The following is a 20,901-nucleotide window of genomic DNA, read 5'->3' as shown; positions in this document are numbered from 1 at the left end:
GGCGTGCGTCGCGGCGGGGATCGCTCACGGAGGGGAGAGGGCGGGCGGTCCCGGTCCCGCAACCGAGATCCGCCGCCCGCTCCAGGACGACGGTCTCATCCGCCGACGCCCTTGACCGTCAGGGGCCGGTCCATCGCGATGACGAAGGCGGCGCCTCCGGCGAAGACCGTCATGGGAGCCCCCCGGTCGAGGGCGACACGCAGCACACGGGTCGTCCCGTCTATGGCCACGGCCAGGTCCCGCCCGCGCCACCGGATCCTGAAGTCGAGGCTCTGCCAGTCGGCCGGCAGGCACGGATCGAAAGCGAGCCCGTCAGCCCGCAGCGACAACCCGGCGAAGCCGAGGATCGCTATCATCCAAACCCCGCCGAGGGCCGCGACGTGGATGCCGCCGCCGATCGCCACATGGGTGTCGGCGAGATCGATTGCCGCGCTTCGGCGGAAGTAGCTCAGCGCTGCCTCGGCACGCCCCAGCCGCGCGGCCGCGAGGCCGTGCATGGCCCGGCTCAGGGAGCTCCCGTGCCCGCATCGGGGCTCGTAATGGTCGAAGTTGGTCCCGCCGCTCGCGCCCGGAAAGGCCTCGGGCAGGAGGGCCAGGAGCGCGACGACGTCGGCCTGCTTGATGACCTGCGCCCGCTGCGTCCGCTCGCGCCCCAGCACGACATCCATCGGCACCGAGCGCCCGGCATAGGCGTTCAAATCGACCGTCTCCAAGGCCGAGAAGCCCGCGAACTGCTCGAACAGCCCCGTGGCCGGATCGAAGCCGGTGGCGATGGCCTCCGCCGCCTCACGCCAGTGCGCCAGTTCCGCCTCGCCGAGGTCCAGACTCCGCGCGAGGCGCGCCCACGTCTCCGGCCAGCGGGCCTGCACGAGGGCGGCGACGTCGAGGCCGCGCGCGATGGTCCACCGGGCCATCCCATTGGTGAAGGCGTTGTCGTCCACGCCCTCGTGATACTCGTCCGGCCCGATGACCGTGCGGATGTGACGTCGGCCGTCCGCCTCCAGCGCCGCACGCCAGGTCCAGAAACGAGCCGTCTCCAGGATGATCTCAGCCCCAGCCTCCTGCAGGAAGGCTTCGTCCTCGGTCGCCTGCCAGTATTGCCACACCGCATAGGCCACGTCGGCGCTGATATGCTGCTCCTGGCTGCCGCAGAGGACGTCCAGGATCTTGCGGTCCGGGCCGACCGTCTGGGCGGGCGTGACCTCCGACCCGCTATCGGCCGATTCCCAGGCGTAGAGGGCGCCCCGACAGCCCATCTGCGCGGCCTTGGCGCGGGCCGCGTCCAGGGTGCGGAAGCGGTACATCAGGAGGGTGCGCGCGGCCTCCGGCCAAGTCAGCGCGTAGAAGGGCACGAGAAAGATCTCGGTGTCCCAGAAGACGTGGCCGCGGTAATCGTCCCCCGTGAGGGCGCGGGCTGCGACGGAGACGTGCGGGTCTTCCGGATTCGCCGCCCCGTTCAGGTGGTAGATGGCGAAGCGCAGTGCGGCCTGGGCGGCGGCGTCACCCGTCACCCGGATGTCGCTGCAGCGCCAGCGCTCGGCCCAGGCCGCCTCGTGGCGGGCGAGGATGCCGCGCCAGCCGAGCGTGCGCGCGGCGGCCAGTTCCTTGCGGGCCCGGGCGCCCGCATGGACGTCGGTGGCGTGGTGGCGGGTCACCGCGATGATGCGCCGGAAGGTCACGATCTGGCCCGGCTGGGCGGTCCAGCTCCAGTTCCAGGTCAGGTCGCCCCGCATCACGGGCTGACGCTCGATCCCGTCGACCTCCAGGGAGGCCGCCGCCGCGATGGCGAGGCTCCGGCCGGATCGCCAGGTGCGCCACGCCTTCAGGTCGAGTTCCGCCCGTTCCGGCGCGAGTTCGAAATCCGTGGGCCCGAACGCGGCCTCGAAGGTGAGGTCGCTGACCCCGCTCTCGATCCGAAGCTCGATCACCTGCATGCCGATCGCACGCGCGTGCAGCGACACCAGCCGCAGGGAGCGCAGGCAGACATCGAGCGGGGCGTTGCAGGTCTGGCGGGCCTCCATGAACAGGGCCCCCCGTCGCATGTCCAGGGTCAGAGCCCGCGAGGACCGGTCCGGGCAGCGCATGAGCGGGCCGTCCGGCAGGAGGATGCGGACCTGCGTCCAGTCGGGGGCCGGCACCAGTTCCGGAACCACGCTGTCGGGCGTCGGCGTGTCGAACAATCCGGCGACGTAGATCCGCGGCGGAACAGCCCGGCAGGCGCCGAGATGGGAAGCCAGCCCGCCCCGCACGCCGAGAAAGCCGTTGCTGAGGGCGAAGCGGGTTTCGAAGGTGCTCTCCCGCAGCAATTCGTATCCGGTCTCGCGCAGCAGCCAGGACGGATCGCCTCCAGCGATCATGTCTTCGGCCAAGGTGTCGGCCACGCTCATGCGGCATCTCCCGAAGACGGCGGCGCGATATGCTCGATGCAGATCTCGTCGAAACTCGTGACCACCCGGTCGGCCCCCGCTGCCCGCAATCCGTCGGCGTCGCCGAGGCGGGCGATGCCGATGGCCGTCATGCCGCCGGCCTTGGCGGCCCGGATGCCCACGGGGGCGTCCTCGGCCACGAAACAGCGGGCCGGGACGACCCGCAATTCGGCGGCGGCCAGCAGAAAGATCTCGGGGTCCGGCTTGCCGTGGCGCAGGGCGCGGCCGCAGATGCGGGCCGCGAACGCGTCGAGCAGCGTCCGGTCCGGGCTCAGCGGCACCGCGCGCATCATGGCCTCCGCGTTCTTCGAGGACGAGGCCGCCGCCAGGGGCCAGCCCCGGTCGGCGAGGGCCCGGACGAAGCGGAGGGCGTCCGGAAAGGCCGTCACGCCCTCGGCCGCAACGATCCGCTCGAGACAGCGCTGTTTCGCATCGGCGTAGGCCGACACGAGGCGCTCGGTATCCGGTAGACCCAGCGCGGCGAGGGCCGCGCGGGCGCCGTCGATCCGGGCCTTTCCGGCGACCTGCGCCTGATACAGGGCGGTGGTGAAGGGCCGAGGATCCGCGACGCCGGCGAGCGCCTCGCGCCAGGCACGTTCATGCGGGGACGCCAGCAGGACGCCGTCGACGTCGAAGATGAAGGCGGGGGCGCTCGGGCGGCGCGTGATCGGTGGAGGCCTCATCCCGTCGCTCTCCCGGCCGAGTGGCGCGTCCTGCGGATCAGCCATCTCCCGGTCGCGCCGAAGACCAGAACCGACCTGGCGTCGGCGCGGGAGAGCATCCGGCCGCCGATTGTCAGGAGCGCCAGTGACTTGCGGGCTGGGCCGGCCTCGAGCCTCTCCGGCGACCGATGCGCGTCCGGCAGCCCGCCTGCCGGCGACACCCCGCTCGACGGCATCGGGCCGATCAGGACGCAAAGCCGGTGCTGCGGGCCGGTGCGGCCACATCCGCGCGCGGGACGGACCGCTCGGTGAGCCATGCGACCGCCAGCGCCAGTGCTTCGTCGATCGGTCTGGGTTCGTAGCCGAGTTCCCGGCGCGCCTTGCTGTGGTCGAACGCCGTGGAACGCAGCGCAAGGCGCACGCCCTCGCGCACGGCCACCGGACTTCGGTGGGAGATATGATCGGCGAACCACTCGGCAACGATGGCCACCGCCATCGCGAGGCTGCCCGGCAACGCCATGGACGGCATGCGTCGGCCCGTCATCCGCTCCAGCCTGGAGAGGAGCTGCCGCAGCGGCACGTTCTCGCCGCCCAGCACGTAGCGCTGCCCGGCCTGTCCCTTCTCCCCCACCAGACGCAGCCCCTCGGCCACGTCCCGGACATCGACGAGGTTGAGCGTGCAATCGAGGAAGAACGGCGTCTGCCCGGTCAGGAAGAGGGCGAGCATCGCCGCGGGCGGCGTCATGTTCCAGTCGTCCGGTCCGATCGGGACCGTGGGGCTCGCGATCACGACATCGCGGCCCGCCTGCGCGGCGGCGAACGCCGCCTGCTCGGCCAGACATTTCGATCGTGTATAGGGACCGGCCATCCGGTCCAGGGATGGGAGATCGCCGTCGCGCACCCGCGCAGCATCCCGAAACCCCGTGAGCAGCACCGCCTCGGTCGAGCAATGCACGACCCGTGCGGCAGGCGGCGCTGCGGCCAGCAGGCGTTCCGTGCCCTCGGCGTTCACGCGGGCCAAGGCACCCCGCTCGGGGGCCCACAGGTGCGCGTCGCCGGCCAGATGATAGACGCGCGCGATCCCGACCATCGCGGACGACAGGGCGGCGGCATCGAGAATCGAGCCGCGGCGATACTCGGCGTCAGCCGAAAGGCCACGCGGGTCGCCACAGTCGAGCACGCGCACGCTGCGCCCTGTGGCAATGATCGACTGGACGAGATGGCGGCCAATAAAGCCGCATCCACCCGTAACGAGATCGACGGCGGTCATCGGATTTCTCTGGAATTCGATGCGATGCTGATGTCCCGCTCATTTATTGCGTTGATCTCGATCAATTCCGCCGGTGTATTGGTGCGGAATTGGCGGCCAATACAATGCAGCGATTGGGCGGCCCGGGTCGGGCGAGCTGGAGGCTTAGGCCAGATCTCGAATGTGCCGCATCGCTTCGGGTGTCAGGAGGTGAGTGCCCCATCCCTGCCGCACCATCGCCCCGGCGCAGGCCGGCCGCGCGAGGAGCATGAGCGCCGCACCCACCACCGGCAGGACGCTCAAGGGATCGAGACGCACCGGCGTCAATTCTTCGCGCGCCTGCGCGAAGGGTCCTGGGCGGCCGACAAGCTGCAGGATCGACGCGACGAGGTTCCGCCGGCGGGCGCCCCGAAGCGCCGCACCGAGGAGGACTTGCAGGGCGAGCCGCGTGCGCACCCCCGGCCGACCCATGCGGCCGGGCGCGATGCTGTGACCGGCAGATACGCGGACCAGCAGGTCCGCAAGGTTGAGGCCCGCGAGGCTGGCGGCCATCGGCTCGACGAGGCGCGGGTTGCCGTCGATGTAGAGCGGGCGCTCGCCGCGGTCGTCCGTGAAGTAATCGACGGACAATGCGCCGTGCCAGGACAGATGGGAGCCGATCTTTGCAAGATCGCTGGCGACATTGGGGCGATGAACGCTTTCTTTGAGCGCCGCGCCGCCGCCTGCTCCCTCGACGAGCCTGCGCGTGGCGTGGAACCCGACGAGCCGCCCCTCCTGGAAGACGGCCTGCGCCTGCTCGAGGGGCGCGGACACCCATGCCTGCACGAGGATCGGCTCGCCCGGGGTCGCCACATGCGCGAGTTCGGCCGCGGCACGGTCCCGGTCCGCCTCGCAACGGATCAACCAGGTGCTGCGGCTCGCCGTGCCCAGGGCGGCCTTCACGACGAACGGGTAGGCCGCGTGCTGGGCGAGGCTGCGCGGATCGTCGAGCAAATGTGTTGGGGGCTGTTGCAGGCCGAGCTCGGTCAGCAGGCCGCGAAAACCGAGCTTCGTCAGGACGCGCTCGTAGCTTTCGAAGGCCGGAACCGCGAACGCAACCCGTGGGCGCAGTTCGTCGGCCAAGCGGGCGACGAGGTATCCCTGCTCGTGGATGGGCAGGAGGACATCGAATCTCTCCCGCGAGAGCGTCTCGTGGAGGAAGTGTCGAAACCCCTCCGGATCCGTGCCGAGGGGCGGGCAGCGATAGCGGCGGACGACCAAGCGCGAGAACCGCCCGAGGCAGATCCGGGCCGGATCGCAGTAGGCGACCTCGTGCCCGGCGAGCGCCAGGGCCGTGATGGCTTGGCGCGCAGACGTGCTGCTGCCCTCGGTCAGGAGAACGCGCATGCGGTGCTCGTCGCCTCCAGGATGCTCGGCGGCATGCCCGTCGCGCCGAGGCCGTCGAAGCCGGTGTCGATGCCCGTGTCGATGCCTTCAGGGCAGAGCGTCCGTCAGCGCCAGGACGCGCTGATGGCGGAGGCCCGTTATGGTCCGGATACGGGCGCCTCGCCGCGACGAGCAGACGGACACGGCTGTCGCGGCGGGGGTACGCATGGCCGGTTGCGAAGCCACCGCGCCCCGGGCTCGCGGACGTCCAGAAGACCGCCTGCCGCGCGCCACACCCGCCCGGCCGCGATGATTCTGCCGCCTGTCGATCATGGGCGGCCGGCCCTCTGCGAACCCACGGTCCGGGCATGCGTCTCGCAGTCGTCCGCGTCCGGCCGTTCCTCGCGCGTGATCGCCCCGTCCTCGATGTGCACGATCCGATCGGCGAAGCGGAAGAGACGCGCGTCGTGCGTCACGACGAGGACGGCCCGCCCGCGCTGCTTCGCCGCCGATGACAGGATGGCCATGATCGCCCGACCGTTTTCCGAGTCGAGAGCGGCCGTCGGCTCATCCGCGAGGATGACGGACGGATCCGCGACCAGCGCCCGCGCGATCGCGACGCGCTGCTGCTCGCCGCCGCTCAGCTCGCGCGGGAACGCGTTCAGCTTGGCGGAGAGGCCGACATCGGCGAGGACCGCGGCGCTCTTCGCGGTCGCCCTGGGGCCGCGCTCGCTGCGGATATCGAGGGCGAGCTGGACGTTCTCCCCCGCGGTGAGCGTGGAGAACAGATGGTAGGATTGGAAGACAAAGCCGATGTGCCGCCGCCGGATGGCCGCCAGCGCCTCCGGCCGGGCGTCGCCGGTCGGGACGCCGCAGACCCGCACGGTCCCGCTCGTGGGCGTCAACATGCAGCCCAGGATGGACAGCAGGGTCGTCTTGCCGCTGCCCGAGGGCCCGACCAGGACCGTCAACTCGTGGGCGCGGACGACAAGGTCGAGCGCCCGCACCGCCTCGACGCGCGTCGGCCCCTGCCCGTAGGTCTTGCACACCCGCGCGGCTTCGATCGCGGCGCTCATCGGGTGAGCACGCTCGCGGGATCGACCCGGATGATCCGGACGATGGAGGCGATGCCGGAGGCGACGCACATGAGGAGCGTGAGGGCGAAGGCGACCGCCACCAAGGCGGGGGTAATAATCACCGGGGCGACGCTCGTCGCGGTCAGACGCTCGACCCCGATACTGATTACGGTCGCCACCGAGAGACCGATCAGCGCGTTCACGAGCGCCTGGAAGGCGATGACCCTGTAGATGTATCGGTTGGAGGCACCGATCGCCCGGACCATCGCGAATTCGTAGAGGTGCTCCTTCGTGCTGGAGTAGAGCGTCTGCGCGATGATGACGGTCCCGACGATGATGGAGAGCAGGGCGCCCGCGACGAGAGCCGCGCCGGCCCCCGTCCGGTAGAGCCAGAAATTCAGGGACCGCGCGCGAAACTGTTCCGGCGTGAGCGCCTCCATGCCGGAGACACGCGCCTGCGCCTCCTGCCGGATGCGCGCGATATCGGCCCCCGGCTTCGCCCGGATGAGGAAGTACGTGACCAGATTGGCCGGTAATCCGACATAGGATCGGGCGCTGCGGAAATCGGTGAAGACGTAGGGCCGCGTCGTGAAGGAGCGCAGGCCGGAGGTGACCACCCCGACCGTCACCGGGTGCCCGCGAACCTGTGCCGTCTCGCCGCGCGCAGACACGCCCAGCTGGTCTGCGTAGGACCGTTCGAGCGACACGGTGCCGGCGGTCGCGAGATCGTCGAGGCCACCCTCCACGATGTTCCACGGCGCCAGGCCACCGACCGGGTCGGATGCGATGATGAAGATCCCGATCAATCCGCCGTCCGGCGGCAGCCAAGCCGAGAAGCCCGCCACCACCGGGACGGCCTCCGACACCCCGTCGACGGCGCTCAGCTCCTGGCGCATCTCCGCGTCGAGAATCGAGATGTCCTCGAAGTACTGCGTTCCTTTCGAGACGATCCAGAGATCGGCTGCGGTGTGATCGACGATCAGCGTCACCATCCGCCCGAAGCCGTAGAACAAGCCCATCTGCACCAGGATGAGGACGACCGAGAGCACGATCCCGGTGACGGCGGCCACGAACCGAAGCCGATCCTGAAGCAGATTCCGGAGCGCCAGCGTCATGACAAGCGGCATTCGCGTGCTCGATATGTGCCATTGTCATGTAAAAATCAGCATAAATTGCCAGTAATTAGATTGATATGGATCAATTGCGGTGCCATGGCTCTGTATTCACATTCGCTTTGATCTTGATCTGGAGGGCGATATGGGCCGCGCGTGGTGTGTCGCCGGGGCGGCGGCAGCGATGGTCCTGGTCGGTTCCCGCGCTTGCGCAGAAGACGCTTTCGAGGGGCGATACCTGCAGAACCGGCCATGCCGTGGCGACAGGACCGATCCCCCGAGCCTGAGGGTGACGATCACACCGCAGCAGATCACGTACGCGGGCGGAACCTGCGCGATAAAGACCAGGCGCGGCGAAGGGAGCAGGCTCATCTTCGGCGTCGCGTGCCGGTTTCGCAGCGGCATCACGATGGGATCGGACATCGTCTTTACGCGCCAGCGGGGCGGCGTCTGGCACATGACCCAGGGGGATGGGGATTTCGAGGCCGACATCTACAGGTGTCCGGACTGAATCCGAGCCGTGGCTGAAGGGAGCCGGACCTGCTGTCGCCGCCACGTCGAGGCCCCGGCGGTGAGCGCTTCTGCACGACGATCACCGGAGCCTACCTTGTGTGTCGCGGCCCTCTGCAGGGTCACGGTCTCTCGCCCGCCTCAGTCGGGCCATGGGCTGCGTGTGCGTTTCACCTGGTCAGGCGCGCCGACTCGGGTAAGCCGTTTCCGGCCCTGCTCCGACAGGTCACCGAGTGTCTCAGTCGGGTGGTTTTGCGACAGCCTGCTTCTGGGCAAGGGTTTGGAAGACGCAGACGCGGCTGCGGCGGCGACACGCCCGGCTCCCACGTCTGTGCGCGCTGCGTGAGCCTCACGGATTGCCCGAAGGCGATTGCCGGCCAATCCCGATCAGGTCGCCGTGAGACGCTTCTCGTTCGCAGCCACGTGCTCACGGTAGCGGGCGACAACCACGTCGACCGAACCTCCGGTCATCAAGGTGCCCGAGGCCTCGATGAATGCGCTGATTTTCTCGCTGACCATTCGGTGCGCCTCAAGCTGACCGTCGGCACCGCCCAATGCGAGTTTCACAAGCCGAAGTTCGACGACTCTTTGCGCCTCGAGAGCGAGCAGGGTCACGGCATAGGGGTTGTACATCGCGCACTCCGAGCCACGCCGCACGAGAACCGACACGACTGCGACAAACGAAAAGGGCGGCCGAAGCGACCGCCCTCGGGTTGATTGCCGGATCGAGGAGGATCGCTCGACCTTCGGTCCGGCGTCTCAGCGCACGCGCGCTCAGCCCTGCTGCGCGATGCCGGAGAAGGTCTTGCCGGCCTCCTCGATGGCGCGCGCCGAGGTCTCGGAGAGGGCTTTGCCGTCCTGAACCATGGATTGCAGCCCCTCACGGACGAGCTCGCTCTGGATCGCGGAGTACTCCTGCACCGATTTGGCGCGAGCCAGCTTGTTCAGGCCGTCGAGGTTGCGCTGCCACTGCTTCTGGCTCAGCGAAAGCCAGATCCGTGACGTGTCCTGGAAGGCCTGGGTGATCACGGTCCCGCAGCGAACGACTGCTTCCATGTTCTGCTTGGACTGCCGAGCCAAGCGCTCGCTGCCCTCGCCCGTGTAGCCGAGGGTGCGGCTGAAGCGATCCGCGGCTTGGCGCGCTTGGTGCGAGGCCGTCTCGACGCCTTTCTGCACGATGTGCTGGGTGTTCTCCGCGGCGCGCTCGTTGAGATCGACGAACTTGTTCACACCGTCGCGAGCGGCGTCGGCGAATTGTGTGGTCTGCTCGGCGGACTTGTCGGCGTTGGCCTTCAGGGTCTCGGCGGCCTTGTCGAACTGCCTGTTGTGCCTGTTCTGGTCAGTGTTTTGATTGGATGTCATTGTAAATTCCTGTCCTATAATCGATTGGCGATGTCTGCTCTGCGAAATTCAGATGCCAATCGGGATGCGGGGATAGTTATTTATCCCTCTTATTGCGCCTCATTTAAATCGTGCGCCGGATCATATAAACAATGTCTGAAATGAAGATTTGATCCAAATAATGATCCGTGATTTTCCAGAACGGAGATACTTAAATGATAAGTCGCTGATTGCGCTGCACAATAAAAGTTTCGGCAGGATGCACTGCGGTCAGGGTGGGTCGCGTGAGACCGCGACGGCGTATTGGGCGCAGGCCATCCCGTGGTCGCCAACGGCTTGCGAGGCGCTCGCGAGCCCAGGGCTGCCGCGATGCGGTCGTCAGCGGCACGATCCTCGCGGTCGACGCCGCCGATCATGGTCAAGCTGTAGTCCGGCCCCGGTCGGGAGAACCGCCCGAGATCGCCCGTCAGCGGAGCCGCCGCGGGCTTCGGCGCGGGCGTCGAGCGGCCCTTCGGCGCCTGCCGTCTGACGTTCCGCGGGTCCGTCTCGCGAAGCTCGGCCGCCAGGACGTCGACCCTTGCCGGAGCGATCGTGATCCGCCCCGGGTCCCGCCGGCCTCCTTGCCGACGCTCGGCACGCGCTCGCCGTCGCACGCGGTGATCGCGACGAGCTTGGCCATGCGGTCGAGCACGAGCGTCCGGTCGTCGGCGGTCCCGCCGGCGGCATCGAGCGCCCTCTCGATCGCAGCCGTGTTCCGCGCGCGGGTGGCCAGGTCGCCCCGGGTGGCCTCGCGCTCGGCCTGCTTCCGGAGCTCCGTGGTGATCGAGGCGTTCGAAAGGTCGCGGACCGGCAGCGGGCTCTGTCCGCTTCGGAGACGCCAACGAAGGACGCCGGATCGGTGAGACGGGCGGGTTTGCGATCGTCTGCCTGCGAGCGACGACGCCTCAAACCGAACATCGCCTCGGCCAAACTGACGGGCTTCAGACCTGGCCGTGATGGAAGCAGGGGTTACGTCTTGTCCGGCTCGGTCGAGGGGCCGGCAACGGTTCCCAGGCCGTTGCCCAGGTCCACTCCCCTGTGAGGCGGTACTCCGCTCGGCAATACGGGGGCGGTTGCGGGCGCCTCCTGCACCTGTGCGAGGCCGGCGTCCACCTCGTGGATGAGGTCTGCAAAGTCGTAGGGCTTGCTGAGCAGGCGTGTGCCCGGCGGCAGCGCCCGCTGAAGATCCGATCCGGCTCCCGAGGTGACAATGATGCCGACGGCGGGCCAACGGTGATGAACGAGATGGGCAAGGGCAACACCATCACCCACGATGCCGCGCCCCGTCACCAGCATGCTCACCGGGGTCGGTCCTTCGAGCACCGCCAGCGCCTCGGCGGCTGTGCGGACCTCTATGGCCTGAAAGCCAACATCCTCCAGCATGTCGGCCGTGACCATACGGACAAGTTCATCGGCCTCGGCGATGAGGATGGCTAAAGGCCTGCTGTCAGACACAGACATGCTCCGCGTGATCAGGGCGGGAGCGCTCGCTGCTCTCAGGCACTGACGGCCGGGTCCGAAGCCAGTGATTCCCCCTTATGCGCCAATTGTCCGCCGGGCGCGATGACCTTGGTTGTGGCAGCGCGTCACCCGAGGGCGCGCCCTGGTCCGGCCGCCTTTCGCCCAGAGCCGAACTTGCCGGACGGCCCGAATGGCGTCTGTGGACTCCCCTGCTTTCGGGGCGTCCAACAGCGGGCCGAAGGGCCGACATGGGTCGGCAGCGGACGGACCGCGCGGGGTGGGTTTCTGCCGGTCTGCTCCAGGGCGCAGAGACGTTGGAGCGGGCCTTGCCCTCCCGCTTGCTCACGACCCCAAGCAGCCGATCCCACCGGTAAAGATTGGGCATGCGGATGAAGACCAACTCCGCCGGTTCGCTATGGGGCGCCTTCAGCAGACCGCCGTTTGTGGCCGCTTCGAACTGGAGCGTTCCGCTAGGACAAGCCTTACTGGACTGTCAGACACACAGTGCGCTTCCGGGTCGAGCCAAGCCGCTGTCCCATTCGGTCAAGCTGCCGTGCTCAGCTTCGGTATGCTGCCGCGCGCCGCGATCCGATGTGGCTCTCGACGGTTTCTCTGTTCTGACGGTCGGCAAAGCCGGTCCGGCGAGAGGGCGCTGCATTCGGCGCGTCTAGGGGATCGAGATTTTTCCTGAAGCCGCCTGCCTGAGCGGGCAATTCCGAGGAGACGGTCATGGATGTCACCAGACGGATCTTCGCCGCCGGCGCCGCTACGATCCCGTTCGTCGGCTCGGGCCTGCCTCTCGCCCGGGCTCAGAGCACGGCCCAGGACGCGCCACTCATCGGCAACAACGCGGTGGCCGATCCGATCGAGCTGGCGACGGACGCCTATGTCTACGGCTACCCGCTCGTCACCATGGAGATGACCCGGCGCGTGCTCACCAATGTGGCGGCGCCTGAGGGCAAGAACGCCCCGATGGGCCAATTCGCCAATCTGCGCGAATATCCAGACGCGAAGTTCCGGGCCGTCACCGCACCAAACGCGGATACTCTGTACTCCAGCGCCTTCATCGATGTCGGGACAGAGCCCCACCTTCTCAGCATCCCGGAGGAGGACGGCCGATACTATCTCATGCCGATGCTGAGCGCCTGGACGAACGTGTTCGCCGTGCCGGGCAAGCGCACGACGGGAACCGGGCCGCAAACCTACTTCATCGCCGGACCCGGCTGGAGCGGCAGCGTGCCGTCCGGCGCCAAGCTGATCCAGGCGCCGACTAACCTGATCTGGATCCTTGGCCGGACCTACTGCACGGGGGCTCCCGAGGATTATAGGGCCGTGCACGCGCTGCAGGACCAGTACCGGCTCATCCCGGCGAGCGCGGCCGGCAAGCCGTACACACCGCCTCCGGGGCGCGTCGATCCGAGCGTCGACACGAAGACGGCAGTGCGCGAGCAGGTCAACCGCATGGATGCGACGACCTACTTCAACATGCTGGCCACCCTCATGAAGGACAACTCGCCGGCGCTCGCCGATGGGGTTCCGGTCGCCAAGATGGCCTCACTCGGCATCGTGCCGGGCCAGCCCTTCGATCCCGCACGCCTGCCGCCTGCCACCCGCGAGGCAATCGCGCAGGCGCCGAAGGAGGCCATTCCTCGCATCATGGGACACATGAAGACGGCGGGACAGCACGTAAACGGCTGGACCTTCACGACCAACGGCGGCGATTACGGCAAGGATTACCTGCAACGCGCTCTGGTGACGGCGGTCGGGCTCGGCTGCAACTTGCCGCAGGACGCAGTCTACCCGGTGGCCATGGTTGATGCCGCGGGCCGTCGGCTGACCGGCGCCTCGACCTACGTGATGCGTTTCCCGGCCGGCGAGCTGCCGCCCGTCAACGGCTTCTGGTCGCTGACGATGTATGACGCGGACTACTTTTTCGTCGACAACCCGATCAACCGCTATTCATTGAGCCCGCGCGACAGCCTCAAGGCCAACCCGGACGGCTCGGTTGATCTCCTCATCCAGCATGAGAGCCCTGGCCCGCAGCGGGAGGCGAACTGGCTACCTGCCCCGGCCGGGCCTTTCATCCTGATGCTCCGCACCTACTGGCCGAAGGACGTCCTCCTGAACGGCTCCTGGGCGCCGCCGCCGGTCACCCGCAGCTCCAGCGCCACGCTCTAGGCCGCACGGCCGGATCCCTGCCCGAGAGGCAGCGCTCCATAAGATCCAATCCGCGAACGTCCGCCTGCGACGGTGACGCAGTCCGTTGCGACCGCCCCGCCGAAGGCCGGCTCCTCACCCCGAGCCGAAGTCGCTTTACCGCAGGCAAACGTCTCCTTTGAGGACGAGACGAACGCGGTCCTGACGACCGAGATGGGTCGAAACCTGCAGGGCCGCTCAGGGCGAGAGCGGTCCGACCGCTTTCGGACCGCCAGGCAGGGAAGCCGACGTCGGTTCCGCGCCTGCACACGACCCATGGCAGGCCAATGGCAGGCCCGTGACAGGCCCGCTTCGTCGTCACCGCATCGGCCTGATCGCGGGTGAGCACGCTGATGGCCGGTCGATCCGCAGCACCTTCGGTGTCCGCGTGATGGCCGGGGCGACCAAGCTCAATGCCAAATCCGGTTCGTTGCGCTATCCTGCCGCTGACGCGCCGGGGGGAACGCCCTGCTTGGCATAGACGGAAAGAGCCCGCTCATGTTCGATGAATACGGCATTCCACGCGGCGCTGAGTTGAACGAAGTCCCGCTGCCCGCGCTGTATCATTTCGTCTATTGCAGCCGTGCCGCCGACGGCGTCGACGACGCCGAGGTCGGCCGCATCGTCAAGGCGGCCCAGCTCCACAATCTCGCGCATGGCATCACCGGGGTCCTGGTGTTCGGCAGCGGCGTCTTCTTCCAGTGGATCGAGGGGCCGGCTGCCCAGATACACAAGCTGATCGCGCGCCTGCATGGCGATTCGCGCCATTACGATGTCGTTTCGCTGAGCCAGAGCGAGGAAGAGCGAGAGCGTCTCTATCCGGACTGGGAGATGGAGAAGGTCGAAGCCGAGGACATCCGCATGGTCCTGACGGACGCGCTTGAAAGCGCCGAAGACAAGAGCAACATCGCGGCCCTCAAGCGGATTCTCAAGCAACTCGATTCGGGACCGCTCGATTCGCTGGGACGAAGCTGATCGGGCCAGCCCGTAACATCCAGTCCGGCGCCCGATCGGCGTTGTGGGCCAGGACTTCGATGGGCTCCATTCGACCTCGACCGAGCGTCGCAGAGCATCCCGTTCTCCAGGATCGACCGCGTCGCCGTGGCGAACCTCCATTCCAGTCCCTGCGGCTGCGCGGTTGGGCCCGCGAGCCAGTCCGACCACGCAACGACCCTTCACGGGCAAGGGGGCGCGCGATCGCCTGTCTAAGCCCGAGCCCGACCGTTGTCTCGCCCGCGCGCAAAACTTTGTCTTTCGGCCAAGCCGGGCCGCGTTGTCTTATCCCAGGAAATTTGACTTAGCCTTTACATCCGCGCTGACAACAGTTCTCATGCTGCGCAGCGATCGATAGGCCAGCAAGGCCGCCGACGCTGTGGCGCCGGGGGGGACGATGCAGAATTTCGGTTCGTCCGACCATCTGGGGGGCGACGGTCTCCCGCACGATACCGAACGTGCGACCGAGGCTCGTCGGCTCTATGCGCGCAAGCGTGCCGCCGAGGCCGCACGCGAGCGCTGCCTGGCCCTGGGGCAGGTCGTCCAGACCGAGATCATCCCGCAACTGGTTCTGCGCCATCGCGGTTTGGCGACCGAGGGAGCCATACCCGCCTTCAAACCAGACGCGGGACAGATCGCGGCCTTCACCGATCTCACGCTCGCGACGGACGATGGGGCCGTCATCGAGGCTTTCTCGGCCCTGGTGGCGGCCGGCCACCCTGTCGATCGCCTGTTCCTCGATCTCCTGGCCCCCTCCGCGGCTCTCTTGGGCCGGATGTGGGACGAGGATCTGTGCGACTTCGTCGAGGTCACCACGGGCGTGGCCCGTCTCCAACGGCTCGTCGCGCGTTTCCGAGCCGCGCCGGGGACCGCCTCGCGCGATGATCGGCGTCGTCTGCTCCTGATGGGCGCTCCAGGTGAACAGCACACGTTCGGCGTGCGGATCGTCGAGCAATTCCTGCGTCGGGCAGGCTGGGCCGTGTCGATCGGCCTCTCCTCCAGTCCAGAGGAGATCGCCGCTCTGGTGGCGTCCGAATGGTTCGGCGTCGTCGGTCTGACGCTCAGCAGCGAGACGCGCGTCGACCAGCTCGCCACGGCGATCCGCTCCGTGCGCGATGCGTCGAGCAACCGAGCCATCTGCGTGATGGTCGGAGGACCGATGTTTCTGCAGCAGCCGGACCTCGTCCAACGGGTCGGAGCGGACGCATCCGCGGTGGACGCGGCGACGGCCGTGCTACTCGCGCAACGACTGCTCGATCTTGCGGCCGACGAGGCCGGGACGTCTGGAGCAGACGCGGTTGCGACCGAGTGCGGGGCCTGACACCGGCGCAGGAGAAGCAAGGCCCCATCAGCCTCCCTGCGGCTCTGAGGGGTCAGCCTGCCCCCCGGCATCCGGCCGATCGAGCCTCGGAATCGCTCTCAGGGGACGGGCGCGAAGCGGCCGACTGGGGCGGCCCGAAGACGGTCCCTGTGCCGTCTGGCGAAGGGCCAGGGGCCGCTGACTACCCCGGGGCGACGTTGCCGGGCGGCCTGGGAATGGCGGCGTCCGAGAGCCGACGTTCAAGCGGTCGGTCGGGCGGGCGCGTGTCTGCCCCCTCGCGGGGTCAGCCAGGCCGTCACCGGCAGCGGGACGTCTGCGGGCGGGCAAGCCGCTGCCCGGATCCGATCCAGACTCGCGTTGGGCAGGGTGATCCGCCGCCATCTATGATAGACGAGCCGGAGAGTGCGCTGCCCGTCCAGCGTGGAACGTCCTTTTGGAGAGTCGCAGTGGCACGTCCGGACCTTGGTACGAAGCGCATTTGCCCGGTGACGGGCAAGAAGTTCTACGACCTCAACAAGACCCCCGTGATCTCGCCCTACTCTGGCGAGGTCGTCCCCACCTCCGTGTCGCCGTCCTCCGCCCGAGCGGCCGCACCCGTGGTGGCGCGCAAGGAGACGCCGGTCGACGATGAGGAGGAGACGGACGGGCCGGAACTCGTGTCACTGGATGAGGCCGAGGCCGAGGAAGCCGACAAGGACACCGATACCGAGAGCGATGACACGCTCGATATCGAGGACGACGGCGACACGGTCGAGGATGACACCCTCGTGGTCGACGAGGACGACGAGGACACCAGCGACCTGATCGAGGTCAACGACGACGAGGACGATCAGTAGCCGCGCTCAAGCGGATCGCCCGATCCGCCGAACGCTGATCCCTCGCAGGGTCTCGGCGGCCGATCGATCGGGCCGTCGGGCGGCCCATGAGCAGGGCCGATCGCACCGCCATGCGACGGGACGGCTCGTCGCTGTCAGGATCGACCACGGTCGCGGACGCGAAGGCGTGCGCCGCGACGGCCGCAGCCAGATCGAGACTATGGTCCGGCCCGATCGGATGATTCTGCGTCGTCGGTTCCGCGAGGTAGACGTCGATGGCGGCACCGACGTCCTCGATGGCGATGCGCTCGGCGGTTACGAGATCCCAGAGCGTGGCATCGTCCGACATCGGCGACGTCCCATACCGCGCGCGACAGGCCGCAACGACGTGACAGCGAGGACACCCTGATCATCAAGGAGCCCCAAGGGCAAGGCGGTCGCCGGGGGGGCACCCCACGGAACACCGCGGCTCTCGCACAAGGCCGATCCTGCGGCTCCTGCACGGTCTGCTGTCGAGCCCTGGAGATCAAGGCCCTCGACAAGCCCGCGGGGATCCTGTGCCGCCACAACACCGGCACGGCGTGCGGGATCTATCCCGAGCGCCCTGAGGCCTGCGCCCGCTGGGATTGCCTGTGGCGCAAGATCGGAGCCCTGCCGGATGACCTGAGGCCGGATCGGTCGGGCGTGCTGTTCTCGTTGGAGAGCCGGCCACCGGTCGCAGAGGCTCCCGACGCGGCCTGCATCGTCGGTCGCGCGGTGGACGGGGCGCAAGCCTTCGACCGAGGAGCGGTGGCGGAGGCCTTCGCCATGTTCGTTCGCGAGGGGTCGCTGCCGGTGTGGAAGGCCTCCGACCGGGAGGCCACCCTGGTGAGCCGGGGCGGGGCGGTCCCGGCGCGGTGACATCGGTGGCGAGCGGTCCCGCCCAGGTCGTCGCTTCAGCACCGCAAGCCGATACCCGATTCGGCCCGCGATGCTGATGTTAGGCGGATCTGGTCAGCCGATGCCGAACGGCGCGCGCCGGCTGTGATCCCCACGAAGGACGGCTCAGGCGCCCTTCAGGTTGGCGGCGCTCTCCTTGCCACTGCGCCGGTCGGCTTCGACGTCGTAGGAGATCTTCTGCCCCTCGATCAGGTTGCGCATCCCGGCGCGCTCGACCGCCGAGATGTGGACGAACACGTCCTTGCCGCCGTCGTCGGGCTGGATGAAGCCATAGCCCTTGGTCTCGTTGAACCACTTCACTGTGCCGGTAGCCATAGCGTTAACCCTGGTCGTCGGCGCGCCAACGCGGCACGCCGTGAGCTTCGAACCGGCCGGATCAGCCGACCGTTCCATGCGCGGCACCGATCAGACGGCGTTGAACCGACGACCGCACGAACCGTGACGGCGTTTTCCGGGTTCGCTCCGGCCGCCCATCATCTGGGCTATCATTGCGGCTCAGGGAGGCGCAGGATGCCGGTCGACGGATCGCGTGCCTCGAGCGCCAGCAGCTTGGGGCTGGTGTTCACAACGAGAGCGGGCAGGCGCGAATGGCAGACGTCGTAAGCTTCCCGGCCAGGCGCCATTCGTCCTGTGCGCTCTCGCCGTACCGGGCCTACCGGTTCGCGCCGGATGGGAGCGTCAGGTCGACCATCCCGATCGAGGCCGCCAGCGACGCAGACGCGACGGAACGTGCCCTCTGCCTGAGCGACGGAGACCGCGTCGAACTCTGGTCGCGGGCCCGCTTCATAGCCCATGTGGGACCCCTGGACGGTCCGATCGCCACCTCGATCGCGCTGATTGAGGACGAGCCGTCGCCGGATCCGTGAGCGCGGCTTTTCGCGCGTGACGCTCAGCCGGGCGTGAGATCCCGACGCCTGCGACAGGCCCGAGATTCAGGCCGGTCCTCTTGACCGTGCCGGCACCCCATTCAGCCCTCGGTCGGTCCGATGGTGTCGGCCGCATGGGCCTCGCGCGAGCCGAGCGGCTTCGGCTGCCCCCGCGTGCTGTCGCGCGCCGTCTGGCGTTCGATCTCGGCGTTCAACTTGGCCCCCAGAAGCACGATCACGACCGAGAACCAGATCCACGTCATGAACCCGACGCCTGCGCCGAGCGAACCGTAGATCCTGTTGTAGCTGTCGAAGCTGGCCACGTACCAGGAGAACGAGACCGAGGCACAAACCCAGGTGATGGCCGCGGCGACGCCGCCCCAACTCACCCACCGCCACTTGGCCTCGCGCCGGCTGGGTCCGTACCGATACGTCACGGCCAGGCCGATGCTGACGAGGATCAGCAGCCCCGGCCAGCGCACGAGGCGCAGCGTGACGTCGGTCAGCACACCCAGGCCGAGCTGGTCGAGCGCGAGCGGCAGGATGACGACCAATCCGGTGGCCGTCAGGGCGAACACGATGCCGCTCAACGTGAACAGGAAGGTGGTGGCATAGAAGCGCACCAGCGAACGCTTCTCCCGCTCCCTGTAGATCACATTGAGCGCATCGAAGAGGGCGCTCACGCCCGAGTTCGCACTCCAGAAGGCGATCAACACGCTCACCAGCGAGGCCGTGCTGAGCGCGCCGGCGCTCTGCTGGGCGACGCGTATGAGCTGGTCGGACAGGAGGGCGAGGACGCCGCTCGGCAGGACGCCCGAGAGGAGGCTCAGGTGCTCGCTGATGACGTGCGGGTCGGAGAACAGGCTGTAGACCGACACGATGGTCGCCAAAGCCGGGAAGGTCGACAGAAGGGTGAAGAAGGCGACGCCCCCGGCCGTGGTGAAGATGCGGTCGCGCGGGAAGGAGTACAGGATCCTCCAGAGGACGTCCTTCCACCCCAGGGCCGGGATCTGGGCCGGATCATCCGCGGTTCGCCCGCGACCGGGTTCGCGCGCGCGGCTCCGGGCGCGGCTGAGGCTTCCCGTGTCAGGCCGGCGCGTGCTGACGGAGCGCCAATCCTCGCCCTCGTCCTCGCCCTCGTCGTGGTTCTGGTCCGGGCTCACGAGGGATCCTGCGCAGCGCCTTGACCCGGGCGCACTCTACGTCGTTCCGGCCGGCCGCCAATCGCGTCGGCCGTTGCGCCGCATTGAAGCAGACCTTCGGCGTCAGGCCCATCATCGCCATGCGTCGAGGCCCGCCCGAGGTCCCGCAACGGACACGGAGCGCGCCGGCCGGGAAGCCGGGTCGCCCGCCCGTTCCTGCCTTGTCAGATCGACGGCTGCGCGACGCCGCAGCGCCACCATCCTGCGGTCGATCGGCTGAATCGACTGTGCTCGGCTTCGATACGGCGCCGGTTCAGGCTGGGCCGGGCGCTTCTTCCGTCGTCACGCGAAACCCGGTGAGATCGTTGGGCCCGAAGGTGAGCGTCAACGGCACGTCCGCGGCGTCGCGCCCATAGGCGATCAGGATCCGGCCGATCCGGGAGCTGTTGTTGCGAGGGTCGAAGGTATGCCAACGGCCACCGAGATACACTTCCATCCAGGCGGCGAAATCACCGGGCGCATGCGGCAGCGGCAGGCCGATGTCGCTGACATAGCCGTTGCAGTAGCGCGTCGGGATGTTGAGGCAGCGGCAGAACGCGATCGCCAAATGCGCATAGTCGCGGCAGACGCCCCGCTGCTCCTCGAAGACATCGAAGGCCGTGCGGGTTGCACGCGCGTGCTCATACCCGAAGGCGATCCGATCATGCACATAGTCGCAGATCGCCTGCACCCGTCCCCAGCCGGGCGGGACATGTCCGAACAGATCCCACGCGATGGCGGAGAGGCGATCCGTCTCGCAGTACCGGCTGCCGAGGAGAAACAGCACGCTGTCCGAAGGCAGCTTCTCGACCGGGATCTCCGGAGCGTCGAGTTCCTGCAGATCCCCGCTGCCGTGGTCCCGCACGACCGTGTCGGTCTTGAGCATGAAGCGCCCCGCCGGAGCGACCATACGGGTGCACCAATTCCCGAAGCTGTCGCGATAGCCCTCCAGGGGAACGGCCGGGCTCGTGATCAGGTAATCGGGCCGTTCGAGGTCAGGGAAGCGCGATGCGTGGACGTTGAGCGTCGCGATGACGGGCGTGGGCTGCGGAAACTCGTAAGTCATCTCGCAGCCGACAAGAATGCGCATGTGCTCTCTCCTCGATGGCAACCGCGAGATCGGCGCGGGTCATGCCGACAGGACGAATTTCGCAGGGCCCTCGTCGGCGCGATCGCCCTGCGAGCCAACGCATCCGTCACGAGGATGAGGCGCCCGGAGCGAACGGCACAAGCTTGCCGGTTTCAGCCCGGCGGAGGCGGCAGCGGTCGATAGCGAGAGAAGGTCGGTCCAGCCGGTCGATCCACCCCCTCGTGTTGCGCCGAAGCGCCCTCCGGCGATCCGCCTGTCG

At 68.2% G+C, this 20,901-nt stretch carries 20 protein-coding genes; 7 read left to right on the top strand and 13 right to left on the bottom strand.

What is annotated here, in order from left to right; genetic code table 11:
- Positions 1-95: 95 nt before the first annotated feature.
- The 6 genes from P9K36_RS23840 to P9K36_RS23815 all read right to left on the bottom strand — a co-directional run bounded on the left by P9K36_RS23840 (position 96) and on the right by P9K36_RS23815 (position 7,905).
- The gene (locus tag P9K36_RS23840; protein WP_043383996.1) at positions 96-2,387 is read right to left on the bottom strand and encodes a glycosyl hydrolase family 65 protein; all 2,292 of its coding nucleotides are present in this window, start codon (positions 2,385-2,387) and stop codon (positions 96-98) included.
- Positions 2,384-3,109 carry an HAD family phosphatase gene (locus tag P9K36_RS23835; RefSeq protein WP_043383993.1) on the bottom strand — a complete coding sequence of 242 codons (726 nt, stop codon included), beginning with the start codon at positions 3,107-3,109 and terminating at the stop codon, positions 2,384-2,386. The genes P9K36_RS23840 and P9K36_RS23835 overlap by 4 nt, the downstream gene beginning before the upstream one ends.
- Before the next feature lie 223 nt (positions 3,110-3,332).
- The gene (locus tag P9K36_RS23830) at positions 3,333-4,358 is read right to left on the bottom strand and encodes an NAD-dependent epimerase/dehydratase family protein (RefSeq protein ID WP_043383989.1); all 1,026 of its coding nucleotides are present in this window, start codon (positions 4,356-4,358) and stop codon (positions 3,333-3,335) included.
- A gap of 144 nt (positions 4,359-4,502) precedes the next feature.
- The gene (locus tag P9K36_RS23825) at positions 4,503-5,723 is read right to left on the bottom strand and encodes a hypothetical protein (protein ID WP_043383986.1); all 1,221 of its coding nucleotides are present in this window, start codon (positions 5,721-5,723) and stop codon (positions 4,503-4,505) included.
- Between the two features lie 308 nt (positions 5,724-6,031).
- On the bottom strand, positions 6,032-6,778 hold the full coding sequence (locus P9K36_RS23820) for an ABC transporter ATP-binding protein (RefSeq protein WP_051976110.1): 747 nt from the start codon (positions 6,776-6,778) through the stop codon (positions 6,032-6,034).
- Complete coding sequence (locus P9K36_RS23815; protein WP_043383985.1) at positions 6,775-7,905, bottom strand: ABC transporter permease; 1,131 nt, start codon at positions 7,903-7,905, stop codon at positions 6,775-6,777. Before P9K36_RS23815 ends, P9K36_RS23820 begins: the two co-directional genes overlap by 4 nt.
- Before the next feature lie 274 nt (positions 7,906-8,179).
- On the opposite strand from P9K36_RS23815, the gene P9K36_RS23810 reads away from it, so the two are divergent.
- The gene (locus tag P9K36_RS23810; RefSeq protein WP_251982472.1) at positions 8,180-8,401 is read left to right on the top strand and encodes a hypothetical protein; all 222 of its coding nucleotides are present in this window, start codon (positions 8,180-8,182) and stop codon (positions 8,399-8,401) included.
- 386 nt (positions 8,402-8,787) lie between these two features.
- Here P9K36_RS23810 and P9K36_RS23805 read toward each other — a convergent pair whose 3' ends face one another.
- From P9K36_RS23805 to P9K36_RS23795, 3 genes are all read right to left on the bottom strand, one after another.
- Positions 8,788-9,033, bottom strand: coding sequence for a hypothetical protein (locus P9K36_RS23805; protein ID WP_043356801.1), 246 nt, complete (start codon positions 9,031-9,033; stop codon positions 8,788-8,790).
- Between the two features lie 141 nt (positions 9,034-9,174).
- Positions 9,175-9,762 carry a phasin family protein gene (locus P9K36_RS23800; protein ID WP_043356803.1) on the bottom strand — a complete coding sequence of 196 codons (588 nt, stop codon included), beginning with the start codon at positions 9,760-9,762 and terminating at the stop codon, positions 9,175-9,177.
- A gap of 987 nt (positions 9,763-10,749) precedes the next feature.
- Entirely contained in the window at positions 10,750-11,241 is a 492-nt protein-coding gene (locus tag P9K36_RS23795) for a response regulator (protein WP_075380933.1), read from the bottom strand.
- 729 nt (positions 11,242-11,970) lie between these two features.
- Here P9K36_RS23795 and P9K36_RS23790 point away from each other — a divergent pair.
- The 4 genes from P9K36_RS23790 to P9K36_RS23775 all read left to right on the top strand — a co-directional run bounded on the left by P9K36_RS23790 (position 11,971) and on the right by P9K36_RS23775 (position 16,587).
- Positions 11,971-13,419 (top strand): DUF1254 domain-containing protein, encoded by a 1,449-nt coding sequence (locus P9K36_RS23790; protein WP_043383978.1) that lies wholly within the window; start codon positions 11,971-11,973, stop codon positions 13,417-13,419.
- A gap of 516 nt (positions 13,420-13,935) precedes the next feature.
- Entirely contained in the window at positions 13,936-14,412 is a 477-nt protein-coding gene (locus P9K36_RS23785; RefSeq protein ID WP_051045092.1) for a BLUF domain-containing protein, read from the top strand.
- A 397-nt stretch (positions 14,413-14,809) separates the two neighbouring features.
- Positions 14,810-15,751: a cobalamin B12-binding domain-containing protein gene (locus tag P9K36_RS23780; RefSeq protein ID WP_278306094.1), complete on the top strand. Its 942-nt coding sequence runs from the start codon at positions 14,810-14,812 to the stop codon at positions 15,749-15,751.
- Positions 15,752-16,197: 446 nt separating this feature from the next.
- Complete coding sequence (locus tag P9K36_RS23775; protein ID WP_043356817.1) at positions 16,198-16,587, top strand: TIGR02300 family protein; 390 nt, start codon at positions 16,198-16,200, stop codon at positions 16,585-16,587.
- On the opposite strand, the gene P9K36_RS23770 is transcribed toward P9K36_RS23775, so the two are convergent.
- On the bottom strand, positions 16,562-16,915 hold the full coding sequence (locus P9K36_RS23770) for a hypothetical protein (RefSeq protein WP_043383977.1): 354 nt from the start codon (positions 16,913-16,915) through the stop codon (positions 16,562-16,564). The genes P9K36_RS23775 and P9K36_RS23770 overlap by 26 nt on opposite strands.
- A 335-nt stretch (positions 16,916-17,250) precedes the next feature.
- On the opposite strand from P9K36_RS23770, the gene P9K36_RS23765 reads away from it, so the two are divergent.
- The gene (locus P9K36_RS23765; RefSeq protein ID WP_244538926.1) at positions 17,251-17,466 is read left to right on the top strand and encodes a hypothetical protein; all 216 of its coding nucleotides are present in this window, start codon (positions 17,251-17,253) and stop codon (positions 17,464-17,466) included.
- 144 nt (positions 17,467-17,610) lie between these two features.
- Here P9K36_RS23765 and P9K36_RS23760 read toward each other — a convergent pair whose 3' ends face one another.
- Positions 17,611-17,820 carry a cold-shock protein gene (locus tag P9K36_RS23760; protein ID WP_043356824.1) on the bottom strand — a complete coding sequence of 70 codons (210 nt, stop codon included), beginning with the start codon at positions 17,818-17,820 and terminating at the stop codon, positions 17,611-17,613.
- A gap of 272 nt (positions 17,821-18,092) precedes the next feature.
- On the opposite strand from P9K36_RS23760, the gene P9K36_RS23755 reads away from it, so the two are divergent.
- Positions 18,093-18,371, top strand: coding sequence for a hypothetical protein (locus P9K36_RS23755; protein WP_043356826.1), 279 nt, complete (start codon positions 18,093-18,095; stop codon positions 18,369-18,371).
- A 101-nt stretch (positions 18,372-18,472) separates the two neighbouring features.
- Here the strand turns inward: P9K36_RS23755 and P9K36_RS23750 are convergent, their stop codons facing one another.
- Both P9K36_RS23750 and P9K36_RS23745 read right to left on the bottom strand, forming a co-directional pair.
- A complete protein-coding gene (locus P9K36_RS23750; RefSeq protein ID WP_043383975.1) occupies positions 18,473-19,534 on the bottom strand; it encodes a YihY/virulence factor BrkB family protein in 1,062 nt (353 codons plus the stop codon).
- 292 nt (positions 19,535-19,826) lie between these two features.
- Positions 19,827-20,642, bottom strand: coding sequence for a transglutaminase family protein (locus P9K36_RS23745; protein ID WP_043383973.1), 816 nt, complete (start codon positions 20,640-20,642; stop codon positions 19,827-19,829).
- Between the last annotated feature and the right edge of the window lie 259 nt (positions 20,643-20,901).

Source organism: Methylobacterium sp. 391_Methyba4 (assembly GCF_029691625.1).
Lineage (GTDB): Bacteria > Pseudomonadota > Alphaproteobacteria > Rhizobiales > Beijerinckiaceae > Methylobacterium > Methylobacterium fujisawaense.
The sequence above is the reverse complement of the archived record's forward strand: the minus strand, read 5'-3'. Positions and strand labels throughout refer to the sequence as shown.

Excerpts from the sequence above, each read along its gene's own strand:
- P9K36_RS23795 (WP_075380933.1), bottom strand. The coding sequence starts at position 11,241 with ATGTCTGTGTCTGACAGCAGGCCTTTAGCCATCCTCATCGCCGAGGCC.
- P9K36_RS23815 (WP_043383985.1), bottom strand. The coding sequence starts at position 7,905 with ATGCCGCTTGTCATGACGCTGGCGCTCCGGAATCTGCTTCAGGATCGG.
- P9K36_RS23820 (WP_051976110.1), bottom strand. The coding sequence starts at position 6,778 with ATGAGCGCCGCGATCGAAGCCGCGCGGGTGTGCAAGACCTACGGGCAG.
- P9K36_RS23835 (WP_043383993.1), bottom strand. The coding sequence starts at position 3,109 with ATGAGGCCTCCACCGATCACGCGCCGCCCGAGCGCCCCCGCCTTCATC.
- P9K36_RS23770 (WP_043383977.1), bottom strand. The coding sequence starts at position 16,915 with ATGTCGGACGATGCCACGCTCTGGGATCTCGTAACCGCCGAGCGCATC.
- P9K36_RS23805 (WP_043356801.1), bottom strand. The coding sequence starts at position 9,033 with ATGTACAACCCCTATGCCGTGACCCTGCTCGCTCTCGAGGCGCAAAGA.
- P9K36_RS23785 (WP_051045092.1), top strand. The coding sequence starts at position 13,936 with ATGTTCGATGAATACGGCATTCCACGCGGCGCTGAGTTGAACGAAGTC.
- P9K36_RS23825 (WP_043383986.1), bottom strand. The coding sequence starts at position 5,723 with ATGCGCGTTCTCCTGACCGAGGGCAGCAGCACGTCTGCGCGCCAAGCC.
- P9K36_RS23800 (WP_043356803.1), bottom strand. The coding sequence starts at position 9,762 with ATGACATCCAATCAAAACACTGACCAGAACAGGCACAACAGGCAGTTC.
- P9K36_RS23830 (WP_043383989.1), bottom strand. The coding sequence starts at position 4,358 with ATGACCGCCGTCGATCTCGTTACGGGTGGATGCGGCTTTATTGGCCGC.
- P9K36_RS23755 (WP_043356826.1), top strand. The coding sequence starts at position 18,093 with ATGGCAGACGTCGTAAGCTTCCCGGCCAGGCGCCATTCGTCCTGTGCG.
- P9K36_RS23745 (WP_043383973.1), bottom strand. The coding sequence starts at position 20,642 with ATGCGCATTCTTGTCGGCTGCGAGATGACTTACGAGTTTCCGCAGCCC.
- P9K36_RS23760 (WP_043356824.1), bottom strand. The coding sequence starts at position 17,820 with ATGGCTACCGGCACAGTGAAGTGGTTCAACGAGACCAAGGGCTATGGC.
- P9K36_RS23790 (WP_043383978.1), top strand. The coding sequence starts at position 11,971 with ATGGATGTCACCAGACGGATCTTCGCCGCCGGCGCCGCTACGATCCCG.
- P9K36_RS23840 (WP_043383996.1), bottom strand. The coding sequence starts at position 2,387 with ATGAGCGTGGCCGACACCTTGGCCGAAGACATGATCGCTGGAGGCGAT.